Source organism: Streptomyces sp. NPDC090083 (assembly GCF_044747445.1).
Lineage (GTDB): Bacteria > Actinomycetota > Actinomycetes > Streptomycetales > Streptomycetaceae > Streptomyces.
Window position 1 is genome coordinate 764,719 of record NZ_JBIVED010000001.1, and the last position, 12,321, is coordinate 777,039.

At 71.9% G+C, this 12,321-nt stretch carries 9 protein-coding genes; 4 read left to right on the top strand and 5 right to left on the bottom strand.

Translation table 11 applies throughout. The annotated features are described in order from the left end of the window. Positions 1 to 86: 86 nt before the first annotated feature. Positions 87 to 1,874 carry a glyoxylate carboligase gene (gcl, locus tag ACIPTO_RS03225; RefSeq protein WP_366311864.1) on the bottom strand — a complete coding sequence of 596 codons (1,788 nt, stop codon included), beginning with the start codon at positions 1,872 to 1,874 and terminating at the stop codon, positions 87 to 89. A gap of 175 nt (positions 1,875 to 2,049) precedes the next feature. On the opposite strand from gcl, the gene ACIPTO_RS03230 reads away from it, so the two are divergent. Continuing rightward, positions 2,050 to 2,757: a hypothetical protein gene (locus ACIPTO_RS03230; RefSeq protein ID WP_366311866.1), complete on the top strand. Its 708-nt coding sequence runs from the start codon at positions 2,050 to 2,052 to the stop codon at positions 2,755 to 2,757. 16 nt (positions 2,758 to 2,773) lie between these two features. Here ACIPTO_RS03230 and ACIPTO_RS03235 read toward each other — a convergent pair whose 3' ends face one another. Further along, entirely contained in the window at positions 2,774 to 4,363 is a 1,590-nt protein-coding gene (locus ACIPTO_RS03235; protein ID WP_401189054.1) for an AMP-binding protein, read from the bottom strand. Continuing rightward, a complete protein-coding gene (locus tag ACIPTO_RS03240) occupies positions 4,360 to 6,030 on the bottom strand; it encodes an AMP-binding protein (RefSeq protein ID WP_366311870.1) in 1,671 nt (556 codons plus the stop codon). Before ACIPTO_RS03240 ends, ACIPTO_RS03235 begins: the two co-directional genes overlap by 4 nt. A gap of 125 nt (positions 6,031 to 6,155) precedes the next feature. Between ACIPTO_RS03240 and ACIPTO_RS03245 the strand changes: the two genes are divergently transcribed. The 3 genes from ACIPTO_RS03245 (at position 6,156) to ACIPTO_RS03255 (ending at position 10,971) form a co-directional block, all read left to right on the top strand. Continuing rightward, positions 6,156 to 6,989 carry a helix-turn-helix transcriptional regulator gene (locus tag ACIPTO_RS03245; RefSeq protein WP_366311872.1) on the top strand — a complete coding sequence of 278 codons (834 nt, stop codon included), beginning with the start codon at positions 6,156 to 6,158 and terminating at the stop codon, positions 6,987 to 6,989. Between the two features lie 171 nt (positions 6,990 to 7,160). Further along, the gene (locus tag ACIPTO_RS03250; protein WP_401189059.1) at positions 7,161 to 9,977 is read left to right on the top strand and encodes an ATP-binding protein; all 2,817 of its coding nucleotides are present in this window, start codon (positions 7,161 to 7,163) and stop codon (positions 9,975 to 9,977) included. A 202-nt stretch (positions 9,978 to 10,179) separates the two neighbouring features. Then, positions 10,180 to 10,971, top strand: a complete 792-nt coding sequence (locus ACIPTO_RS03255; RefSeq protein WP_401189061.1) for a S1 family peptidase — start codon at positions 10,180 to 10,182, stop codon at positions 10,969 to 10,971. 106 nt (positions 10,972 to 11,077) lie between these two features. On the opposite strand, the gene dmpI is transcribed toward ACIPTO_RS03255, so the two are convergent. Together dmpI and ACIPTO_RS03265 are read right to left on the bottom strand one after the other, a co-directional pair. Further along, positions 11,078 to 11,260, bottom strand: coding sequence for a 4-oxalocrotonate tautomerase DmpI (gene dmpI / locus ACIPTO_RS03260; protein ID WP_401189063.1), 183 nt, complete (start codon positions 11,258 to 11,260; stop codon positions 11,078 to 11,080). Between the two features lie 127 nt (positions 11,261 to 11,387). After that, positions 11,388 to 12,254, bottom strand: coding sequence for a LysR family transcriptional regulator (locus ACIPTO_RS03265; protein ID WP_366311880.1), 867 nt, complete (start codon positions 12,252 to 12,254; stop codon positions 11,388 to 11,390). Positions 12,255 to 12,321 lie beyond the last annotated feature (67 nt).

A 12,321-nucleotide genomic window follows, 5' to 3' on the forward strand; every position in this document is an offset into this window, starting at 1 on the left:
CTCCGCCGGCCCATGAGAAAAAGCGGGGCGGCCCATCCCTCCGGATGGGCCGCCCCGCCTCGCGCTGCCGTGTACCGCGCCTTCGGCTACGGCACCTTCAGCGTCTTGATCGACGTCGGCGCGTGAGCCGGTTCCGTCGCCAGCTCCTCGAACTCCACCACGTCGCTGATGTCGTTCGTCCTGCTCATCGCGATGTTGGTGATGCGTTCCAGGATGGCCTCGACCACGACCGGGACCCTGAACTCCGCGGCGAGCTTCCTGGCCTGTTCGAAGGCCGCGCCCAGTTCCGCGGGGTCGGTGACGCGGATGGCCTTGCAGCCGAGGCCCTCGACGACCTTGACGTGGTCCACGCCGTAGACGCCGAGTTCGGGTGAGTTGATGTTCTCGAACTCCAGGTTGACCTGGAAGTTGATGTCCAGGCCGATCTGGGCCTGGCGGATCAGGCCCAGGTAGGCGTTGTTCACGAGGACATGGACGTAGGGGATGCGGTGCTGGGCGCCGACCGCGAGTTCTTCGAGCATGAACTGGAAGTCGTAGTCCCCGGAGAGGGCCACCACCGACGCCTCCGGGTCGGCCTTGGCGACGCCGAGGGCGGCGGGGACGGTCCAGCCGAGGGGGCCCGCCTGGCCGCAGTTGATCCAGTGGCGGGGGCGGTAGACGTGCAGCATCTGGGCGCCGGCGATCTGGGAGAGGCCGATGGTGGAGACGTACCGGGTCTCCGGGCCGAAGGCCTTGTTCATCTCCTCGTAAACACGCTGGGGTTTGATCGGGATGTCGTCGAAGTGCGTACGGCGCTGGAGAGTCGCCTTCCGCTCCTGGGCCGAGGCCGCCCACCGTGAGCGGTCGGGCAGGGCGCCCGCCTCCTTCAACTCCCTCGCCACCTCGACGAACAGCTCCAGCGCCGCCTTCGCGTCGGACGCGATGCCGTAGTCGGGGGCGAAGATCTTGCCGATCTGGGTGGGCTCGATGTCGACGTGGACGAAGGTGCGGCCCGCCGTGTAGACGTCCAGCTTGCCGGTGTGGCGGTTGGCCCACCGGTTGCCGATGCCGAGGACGAAGTCGGACTCCAGGAAGGTCGCGTTGCCGTAGCGGTGCGAGGTCTGGAGGCCGACCATGCCGGCGTTCAGCTCGTGGTCGTCGGGCAGGACGCCCCAGCCCATCAGCGTCGGGACGACCGGGGTACCCGTCAACTCGGCGAATTCGACGAGGAGTTCGGCCGCGTCGGCGTTGATGACACCGCCGCCGGCGACGAGCAGCGGCCGTTCGGAGGCGTTGAGGAGACCGATGGCCTTCTCGATCTGCGCCCGGGTGGCCGTCGGCTTGTACACCGCCAGCGGTTCGTACGTCTCCGGGTCGAACTCGATCTCCGTGAGCTGCACGTCGATCGGCAGGTCGATCAGGACCGGGCCCGGGCGGCCGGAGCGCATCAGGTGGAAGGCCTGCTGGAAGACGCCGGGGACCTGGGCCGCCTCCAGGACGGTGATCGCCATCTTCGTCACCGGGGCGGCGATCGACGCGATGTCGACGGCCTGGAAGTCCTCCTTGTGGATCACGGCGGTCGGGGCCTGGCCCGTGATGCACAGGATCGGGATCGAGTCGCCGATCGCGGAGTAGAGGCCGGTGATCATGTCGGTGCCGGCCGGGCCCGAGGTGCCGATGCAGACACCGATGTTGCCGGGCCGGGTGCGGGTGTAGCCCTCGGCCATGTGCGAGGCGCCCTCGACATGGCGGGCGAGGGTGTGGTGGATGCCGCCGGAGGCCTTGAGGGCGGCGTAGAACGGGTTGATCGCCGCGCCCGGGACGCCGAACGCGTCGCTGACGCCCTCGCGCTTGAGGATCTCGACTGCCGCGCGGGCAGCGGTCATACGAGCCATGGAGTACTCCTGCTTCGGCTGTCGGAATCACCTCACCGGCGCGCCCCGCGGTGAAAGCTCCTCACTGACTTCGGACTTCCGTATCGTGGAATGTAACTTCTACTATCTGGAAGTAATGTAAGTGGGGTGACCAAGGCCGTCAAGAGACGGACAAGCAGGGGTTTCCAGGAGGACCATGGGGCTCATGTCCGAGAGCGTGCCGGTGCGCTGTCCGGCCTGCCGACGTGAGCACGTCTACGCTGCGCCGTCGTACCCCTGTGTGTGCGGAGCCCCCGTCGCCCCGCCGCTGGATCAGCGCGGGGTGGCGACGGTCGTGACCCACCGGGTCTGGGACGAGGACTGGATCGCGGTGCGCTGCGCGGCCTGCGGGCGGCTCGACGAATGGCCGTACCCGGAGCTGGGCTGCCCGTGCGGGACCCTGCTGCGGATCCCCGTCGCGGGCGCGGAGCCGACCTCGGAACCCGCGGTGCGGACCACGCGGCTCGGCGCCGATGTGCGCGGGCGGCCCGCCTTCCAGCCGGTGACGATCCGGACCGCGCGCGACGCGGTCACCGCCGCCGCGCTGTATCTGCGCTGGCTCGGCTACCGGGACATCCGCCGCGCCGACCAGCGGCCCCCGTCCGGGATCGGTCTCGCGGCCCGCGGCATCCTCGCGCAGGTGGATCCGACCGTCCGCCCCGCGTCACCGCGGGACGTGGAGTGTCTGTGGCTCACCGCCATGACGGAGTCCACCGAGTGCGTCTACTTCTCCCTCGCCGGTTACGCCGACGACGCCCGCGCCCGCGCGGACGCCCTCCGCGTCCCCCTGTTCGTCCTCGACCTCACGGGCACACCCCAGCCGGTGAACGACCTGGCCGACCAACTCGACGCGGCGGGGAGCTAGGTCGTGTCCGGGGCCCTCACTCGCCCCGCACGGCCCGCTCCCGCAGTTCGATCTTGCGGACCTTCCCCGACACGGTCATCGGGAAGGCGTCCATGATCCGCATCAGCGTGGGGATCTTGTAGTGCGCGAGCCTCCCGTCGCAGAAGCCGCGCACCTCCTCCAGCGTCGGCGGGTCGGCCGGGTCGCGGGGGATGACGCAGGCGAGGACCTCCTCGCCGTAGCGCTCGTGGGGAACGCCGACGACCTGGACGTCCGCGATCTTCGGGTGGGTGTAGAGGAACTCCTCGATCTCGCGCGGGTAGATGTTCTCGCCGCCCCGGATGATCATGTCCTTGATGCGGCCGACGATCTCGACGTAGCCGTCCTCCCGCATCATCGCCAGGTCGCCCGTGTGCATCCAGCGGCCGGCGTCGATCGCCTCGGCGGTCTTCTCCGGCTCGTTCCAGTAGCCGAGCATCACGCTGTAGCCGCGGGTGCACAACTCCCCCGCCGTGCCGCGGGGTCGGGTGACCCCGGTCGCCGGGTCGACGACCTTGACCTCCAGGTGCGGCAGGACCCGGCCCACCGTGCCCGTGCGGTGTTCGAGGTCGTCGTCCCGCCGGGTCTGGAGCGAGACCGGGGAGGTCTCGGTCATGCCGTAGCAGATGGACACCTCCGCCATGTGCATCTCGGCGACCACCCGTTTCATCACCTCGACCGGGCAGGGCGAGCCCGCCATGATGCCGGTGCGCAGCGAGGAGAGGTCGTAGGACGCGAAGTCGGGGAGGTTCAACTCCGCGATGAACATGGTCGGGACGCCGTAGAGCGAGGTGCACCGCTCCTGCTGTACGGCCTTCAGGGTCGCCGCCGGGTCGAAGGACGGGGCCGGGATCACGATGCACGCGCCGTGCGAGGTCGCCGCGAGGTTGCCCATGACCATGCCGAAGCAGTGGTAGAAGGGCACCGGGACGCAGATCCGGTCCTGCTCGCTGTAGGCGACCAACTCACCGACGAAATAACCGTTGTTGAGGATGTTGTGGTGGGAGAGGGTGGCGCCCTTGGGGAAGCCGGTGGTGCCCGAGGTGTACTGGATGTTGATGGGGTCGTCGCAGGACAGTTCCGGGTACGCCGCCGCACCCGTCCCCCGGCTCGTCAACGCCTCCCAGCTCGGGTCACCGATGTACACGACCTCCCGCAACTCCGGGCACCTGCCGCGCACTTGGTCGACCATCGCCCGGTAGTCGCTGCTCTTGTGCGCGACCGAGGAGAACAGCACCGAGACGCCCGCCTGCCGCAGCACGTACTCGACCTCGTGGGTGCGGTAGGCCGGGTTGATGTTCACCATCACCGCGCCGATCCGGGCGGTGGCGTACTGGACGAGCACCCACTCGGGGCAGTTGACCGCCCAGATCCCGACCCGGTCGCCCTTCGCCACCCCGGTCGCGAGCAGCGCCCGCGCCAGCCGGTCGATGTCGGCGGCGAACCGGGCGTACGTCCAGCGCCGCCCCGACGGCACGTCCACCAGCGCCTCGCGGTCGGGCCACGCGGCCACCGCCCGGTCGAGGTTCGCGCCGATCGTGTCGCCGAGGAGCGAGGTCCCGCCCGTTCCGTGGGTGTACGAGTTCATCGGAAGTCCTCCTCGCGGTACTCGGCACCCGACCCCGCGGCCGTCGCCTCGCGCAGCTCGATCCGGCGGATCTTGCCGGAGACGGTCTTGGGCAGCTCCGCGAACTCCAGCCGCCGGATGCGCTTGTAGGGGGCGAGGACGTCACGCGAGTGCTCGAACAGCACCTTCGCGGTGTCGGGGCCCGGCTCCCAGCCCGCCGCGAGCACGACGTACGCCTTCGGTACGGCGAGCCGCAGTTCGTCCGGCGCGGGCACCACGGCGGCCTCGGCCACCGCCTCGTGCTCCAGCAGCGCGCTCTCCAGCTCGAACGGGGAGATCTTGTAGTCGGAGGCCTTGAAGACGTCGTCGGAGCGGCCGACGTAGGTGATGTAGCCGTCCTCGTCGCGGGAGCCGATGTCGCCGGTGCGGTAGTAGCCGCCGGCCATCGCCTCCGCCGTACGGTCCGGGTCGCCGTGGTAGCCGGTCATCAGGCCGACCGGCGGGTCGGACAGGTCGAGCGCGATCTCGCCCTCGGTCGCGCCGGGCGCACCCGACACCGGGTCCAGCAGCTCGACCCGGTAGCCCGGGCTCGGCCGTCCCATCGACCCCGTCTTCAGCGGCTGGCCGGGGCTGTTGGAGACCTGGACGGCGGTCTCGGTCTGCCCGAAGCCGTCCCGGATGGTGACACCCCACGACCGCCGGACCTGCTCGATGACCTCGGGGTTCAGGGGCTCCCCGGCCGCCAGCGCCTCGCGGGGCGGGGTGCGCAGCTGGGTCAGGTCGGCCTGGATGAGCATGCGCCACACGGTCGGCGGAGCGCAGAAGGTGGTGACGCCCGCGCGGTCCATCTCGGCCATCAGCCGGGCCGCGTCGAAGCGGGTGTAGTTGTGGATGAAGACGGTCGCCTCCGCGTTCCACGGCGCGAAGAGGTTCGACCAGGCGTGCTTGGCCCAGCCGGGCGAGGAGATGTTGAGGTGCACGTCGCCGGGCTTGAGGCCGATCCAGTACATGGTGGCCAGATGGCCGATCGGGTACGAGGTGTGGGTGTGCTCGACCAGCTTGGGGTGGGCGGTGGTGCCCGAGGTGAAGTAGAGCATCAGCGGGTCGTCGGCCAGGGTGGTCGCGTCCGGCGTGAACTCCGCGGAGGCGGTGTCCGCGTCGGCGTAGGACCGCCAGCCCTCGACGGCGCCGCCGACCGCGATCCGGGTGTACGACCCGGGCACCTCGTCGAACTTGGCCGCGTCCTCGGAGCGCACGATCACCTGCCGGACCCGGCCGCGTGCGACGCGGTCGCGCAGGTCGGCGGGGCCGAGCAGCGGAGTGGCGGGGATGACGACGGCACGCAGTTTCATCGCGGCCAGCGCCGTCTCCCACAGCTCGGTCTGGTTGCCGAGCATGACGAGGATCCGGTCCTCGGCACGGACGCCCTGGGCGCGCAGCCAGGTGGCGACGCGGTTCGAGCGCTCGGACATCTCCGCGAAGGAGAGGGCGGCCTCGGTGCCGTCCTCCTCGACGATGCGCAGGGCCGTGCGGTCGTTCCCGGCCGCGATGACGTCGAACCAGTCGAGCGCCCAGTTGAAGTGCTCGGGCCGGGGCCAGGAGAAACCCTCGTAGGCCGTGGCATAGTCCTCGCGGTGCGCCAACAGGAAATCCCGCGCGCTACGGAACGACTCACTCGCCGTCGTCATCTGTCCTCCTCAGTACCGGACCATTGCCGGGCGGCCCTCTGACATCGTGTAATCCGTGATGTGGGTCTCACTACCCCCGTACGGGGGTGTGTGCAGCAGGGCGGCCGCAATGAAGGGGCGAGCGGGTGACGACGGACGCGGCAGGGATGGTGGAGATTCAGTCGGCGCTGGTGCGGCTCCGGCGCGGGACGGGGCTGCCGGTGGCCTTCGGCGGCCTGGTGGAGAGCGGCCGGCAGCAGATGCGCATCAGCGAACTGAGCGGCACGGCGACCCCCGCCCTGCGCGCCCTCGCGGTCTGCTCGGGCAACGGCCTCGGCGGCAAGGCGGTCGCCCTCGCCCGCCCGTGCGCCGTCCTCGACTACTCCGCCTCCCGGCAGATCAGCCACGAGTACGACGCCCCGGTCGCCGCGGAGGGCCTGCGCGCGATCCTCGCGGTCCCGGTCGTCGTACGCCGCCGCGTCCGCGGTGTCCTCTACGGCGCGCTGCGCACCGCCCAGCCGCTCGGCGACCGGATGCTGAGCGCGGCGATGGAGGCCGCCCGGGACGTCGAACAGGCCCTGGTCGTCCGGGAGGAGGTGCGCGAGCTGCTGAGCGCGGCGCGTCCGGCACCGGCCCCCGATCCGGCGGCGAGCGCGGTGTGGGAGCAGGTGCGGGAGGCGCACGCGGCGCTGCGGGCGCTGGCCCCGCGCATCCCGGACCCGGCGCTGCGGGCCGAACTGCTGGAGGCCTGCGGTCTGCTGACGGCGGAGGCGGCCACCGGCGAGGTCGGGCTGACGCCCCGGGAGCTGGACGTCCTGGCGTGTGTGGCGGCGGGGGCGACGAACGCGGTGGCGGCGGAGCGGCTGGGGCTGCGGCCGGAGACGGTGAAGGGGTATCTGCGCTCGGCGATGCGCAGGCTCGGGGCGCACACCCGCGGCGAGGCCGTGGTGGCGGCGCGGCGGGCGGGGGTGCTGCCGTGAGAGGGGTCGCGACGGCTCCGCGCCGGGCGCCCGTGGCGAGCGTCTATTCACTCATCGGAGCTTTGAATTTCCTGATGCCGCAGGGTTGTTATTTCCCTCACCACCCCGTCCATCCGAATTTCAAGGACTGATTGCCTAATATTGGCCCGGACACGACACACGAGGGGAGCGGTGACCGTGCGACGGGACTTCAAGGAGCCTGCCAGGTGCCGCCCCGACCTGGTCATCGGCCGGGAGGACATGTTCTCCGCCGCCCGTGACCAGCTCGCGGAGGGCGGCAGTGTGCTGCTCCACGGCCCCGCCGGAATAGGAAAGTCGACCCTCCTGCGGGCGTTGGCCGCGGAATACGGCGAGACGGCGCGCACCGTGTTGCGCTGCTCGGCCACGGAGTCCGAATCCCATCTCCCCTTCCTGGCCCTCGCGGACCTCCTCGGTCTGGTCCTCGACGAGGTGTCCGAGCGGCTGCCCGGCGCACAGCGCACCGCACTGGAGTCCGCCCTCACCGGACGCGGCGAATCCTCCCTCCAGCGCGACGGACTCGCCCTGCGCCTGGCCGTCCTGTCCGCACTGCGCGCCCTCGCGGCCGACGGTCCCGTCCTCGTCGTGGCCGACGACCTCCAGTGGCTCGACCCGGCCAGCGCCGAGCTGCTCGGGTTCGCGGCACGGCGGCTCGGCGACACACAGGTGCAGATGGTGTTCGCGGTACGGACCGAGGGCCAGGAGTACGACCGGTATCTGAGCGCGTCACCGCCCGACACCCTCGCGTTCCGGCTCAGCCCGCTGTCCCGGGCGCAGGTGTCGGCGCTGCTCGACCATCGCGGGTACGCCGGGCTGCCGCGCTCCACGGTCCGCGAGATCCACCGTACGAGTGGCGGAAACCCGCTGTTCGCGCTGGAGTTGGGCCGCGCGCTGGCCGAGAACCCCACCCCGCCGAGACCCGGCGAACCGCTGCCCGTGCCCACCTCACTACGCGCGTTGGTGCTGAGCCGGCTCGACATGCTGCCCGCCGAGGCCCGCCGCACCCTGCTGGTCGCCAGCGCGGGCGCCCGTCCCACGGTGGCCCTGCTCCAGACCGCCGGCCGGGAGAACGCGGAGGCGGAGACCGCCCAGGCGGCCGAACTCGGCCTGCTGGCAACGGAACCCGAGGGTCCCGCCGTACGGTTCGCGCATCCGCTGATCTCGGCGGCGCTGTACGCGGAGGCGCCCGCGCAGGAACGGCGGGCCGCGCACGCGGCGCTGTCGACGGCGGCCTCCGACCCCATCGAGCGCGCCCGGCACCTCGCCCTGGCCACCACCGGCACCGACCCGGAGGTCGCCGCCCGGCTCGCCGAGGCCGCGACCCTGGCCCGCGACCGGGGAGCACCCTCGGTCGCCGCCTCACTCGGACTGCTCGCCGCCCGGCACACCCCCGGCGACAGCACGCCGGGCCCGGACGAGCGCCGGCTGCAGGCCGCCGAGGACGCGATCACCGCCGGGGAACTGGACCTCGCCCGGGACATCGCGCGCGAGGTGCTGACCCGGACCTCGGTGGCCGCCGAGCGGGTGCGGGCCTGGATCATGGTGATCGACACCGCCGGCCACTCGATGGCGGACGTCGACGCCGTCTTCCCGCAGGCCCTCGCCGACGCGGGCGACGACCCCCGGCTGCTCGCCCTGGTCCGCTACCAGCTCGCCTGGCGCGCCCTGCTCGTGGAGGGCGACTTCGCCGGGGCCCGCGCGGAGACCGCGCGCTCCGCCGAGCTGGCCGCGCGCGCGGGCGACCGGCGCACCGAACTCCTCGCGCTCTCCTTCCAGGCGCAGACCGAGACCCTGATGGGCCACCCCGACGCGCCCCTGACCATCAAGCGCGCGCTGAAGGAGCCCCAGGACCCGAGGGTGGCGTGCCATCACAACGGCGCCGGATCGGCCCGCTTCCGCTGGCTGGTGATGAGCGACCAGCTGCCCGAGGCCCGCGCGACCATCACCGCGCTGCTGCGCGAGGTGCGGCGGCGCGGGTCGGTGGAGAGCGAGGTGCACTTCCTGCGCGGCTTCGCCGAGACCGAACTGCGCTCCGGGCACTGCGGCCGGGCCCTCGACCTGGCCCGCGAGGGGCTGCGGCTGGCCCGCGACTCCGGCATCGGGCAGACCGCGTCCGCGATGCTCACCGCGCTCGCCGAGGCCTCCGGCGGTGACGTGGACGAGGCGCTGGCCCTGGCCCGGGAGGCGGTCGAGCACGCCGAGGAGGACGGCGACCAGATGTATCTGTCCCGTGCCCTCGGAGCCCTGGGATACGCCCAGTTGGTCGCGGGCGACGCGCACGGGACCGTCCGCTCGCTGCGCCGGGTCCGGGAACTGGAGCAGGCCCTCGGGGTGACCGACCCGGCCCGTGGCCGCTGGCACGGCGACCTCGCCGAGGCCCTCGTCCGGATCGGCGAGAGCGCCGAGGCCCAGGACGTCATCGACGTGACCCGGGAGCGCGCGCTGCGCCTGGGCCGTGAGAGCGTCCTCGCCGTCCTCGACCGGGCCGAGGCCCTGGTGCGCGCGGCACGCGGCGACCACGACGCGGCGGTGGCCCAGCTGACGTCCGTCCAGGACCGACTCGCCAAGCTGGGCTACGGCCTGGAGGAGGCCCGGGCCGCCTTCGCGCTGGCGTCGCTGCGCACCGGACAGCCAGGACCAACGTCCTACGACGAGGCGGCCCGGCTGTTCCGGCGGTGCCGGGCGCTGCCCTGGCTGCGGCAGGTGGACGAGGCCGTCGTGGCGCGCCCGCCGGAGCCCACGCCGGTGCCCGCGCCCACGCCGACCCTCGAAGGGCTCGACGGGCTGGCCTCGATGGAGCGTCAGGTCGCCGCGCTGGTCATGGAGGGCGCCACCAACCGGGAGATCGCCGCCCGGCTGTTCATCAGCGTCAAGACGGTCGAGGCGACCCTGACCCGGGTCTACCGCAAGCTGGGGATCCGCTCCCGGGTGGATATCGTCCGACTGGCGGCGGGGCGCCGTCCGAACTGAGGAACCTACGGGTTTACTGTGCGGCGACCGAGGGTTTTCCCTGCCCAACTCCCCTAGGGGGTTCCCTCATTGGGAGCAGGGTGCACCGGGTTCTAGCTTATGGGTGTGCCGCTCGCCCGGGCATACGGGGGTCGGTCCCGCGACCCCCGTTGCACCCCCCACACCCGCGCGACCCCCCACCGGCAACCCAATGAGGAGACTCATGTTCGGGCTCAACCGCGCAAAGAGAACCACCGCAGTCGTCGCAGCAGCCGCCGCTGCCGCAGCGACCGCACTGCTCAGCGCCCCCACCGCTGTGGCAGCCCCCCAGCCCATCGTCGGCGGTTCCACGACCACGACGACGTCGTACCCGTTCGTCATGCAGATCACGGACGCCTCGCAGAACCAGTTCTGCGGCGGCACGCTCGTCTCCGCGACCAAGGTGGTCACCGCCGCCCACTGCATGGTCGGCGAGAGCACCAGCAGCGTCCGCGTGGTCGGCGGCCGGACCTACCTCAACGGTACGAACGGCACCGTCAGCAAGGTCAGCAAGATCTGGATCAACCCCGGCTACACGGACGCCACCAACGGCGACGACGTGGCCGTCCTGACGCTGTCGACGTCGATGCCGTACACCACGGCGTCGTACGTCTCCTCCACCCAGACCAGCGTGTACGCGGCCGGCACCACCGCCCGCATCCTCGGCTGGGGCACCACCTCGGAGAACGGCAGCTCCTCCAACCAGCTGCGGACCGCGACCGTCCCGATCGTGTCCGACTCCAGCTGCAGGAGCTCCTACGGTTCGGACTTCATCGCGTCCGACATGGTTTGCGCCGGATACACGTCCGGCGGCGTAGACACCTGCCAGGGCGACAGCGGCGGTCCCCTGCTCATCGGGGGCGTCCTGGCAGGGATCACTTCTTGGGGCGAGGGCTGTGCCGAGGCGGGTTACCCGGGTGTGTACACCCGGCTGACCACGTTCTCCAGCCTGGTGACCGCACAGGTCAACTCGTGACCCGGAAGAACTCCTGAGCATCCCTCAGGGAAGAACCAGGGCGCGTTGCGGGCTTCCACGAGCAGCCCGCAACGCGCCCTGTCCATGCGCCCGGCCGCCGGCGCCGTCACCGGTCGGCGGTGAGCTTCCCCGCCGAGCCCCAGCTGTCGGCCGGCACCTCGTGGATCCACACCTGCACGCTCTCGGCGGGAATCCCGTACGCGTCCACGAAGGCGTCGGTGACCCGCTTGACGAGGTCCCGCTTCAGCTCGACGTCGCGCGGACCCTGCTGGACGGTCACGATGGGCATGCTGAACTCCCTTGATCTGTAGCCCCGCCGGGCCTGGTGTGCCCGCGGGGACCGGTGGGCCGGTCGGCCGACCTCAGTCCATCGCGCCGGCCGTCCCCGACCAAGAGGCAGTCCGCGACCGCAGCGATCAGTTCCCGTGATCGCCGCAGGCCAGCAGCAGGACGTCCAGGTGCGGCGGCGCTTTCGTCGCGTGCACGGCGAGGCCCGTCGACAGCGCGAGGCCGGGCGCCGCGAACGGCACGAAGGCCACGCGCGGGGTGTGCAGCACGCGCGCGTGCGAGGCGTAGACGACCGTCCACAGCGGGCGCGCGCCGATGCTCGCCAGGGTGTCCTGGAGGGAGCCGTTCACCGGCCCCGGGAGCGGTTCGAACCCGGCGTCGCGGCAGGCGCCGACGACCAGGTCGACGAGGGCGGGGTTGTTCCGCCGCTCGGTGAGGGCCAGGGGCAGTGCGGCGAGTTCCTCGACTCGTAGCTCCGGCCGGCCCGCGAGCGGATGCCCGGCGGGGACTGCGGCCACGAGCGGATCGGCCCACAGCGGCAGCACCCGTACGCCCGGCACCGGTTCCACCGCCCGGACGAACGCGGCGTCCAGCTGCCCGCCCGCGACCCGCGCGAGCCGCTCGCCGACGGGCAGGGAGAACAGCTCGACCGGGATGTCCGGCGCGCGTTCGGCGAACAGGCCGAGCACCCGGTCCAGATGGGCGCCGAGTCCGGTGCTGGTGCCGATCCGCAGCCCTTCCGGCGGGACGACGGCGGCCCGGGCGCGCTCGGCGGCGGCCAGCACGGCCCGCGCCTCGGGCAGCAGCCGCTCCCCCGCGCCCGTGAGCCGCACCCGCCGGGGCGAACGGTCGAACAGCTCGGCGCCCAGCTCCCGCTCCAGCCGCCGGATCTGCTGGCTCACCGCCGACTGCACGATGTGCAGCCTCTCGGCGGCCCGCCCGAAGTGCAGTTCCTCGGCGACGGCGACGAAATAGGTGAGCTGCCGCAGTTCCATGTCCCGACTCTAGAGGGGCCTCGTCCACGCCTGTTTCAATGAGCGCCGGACGGGAGTGAACGGAGAG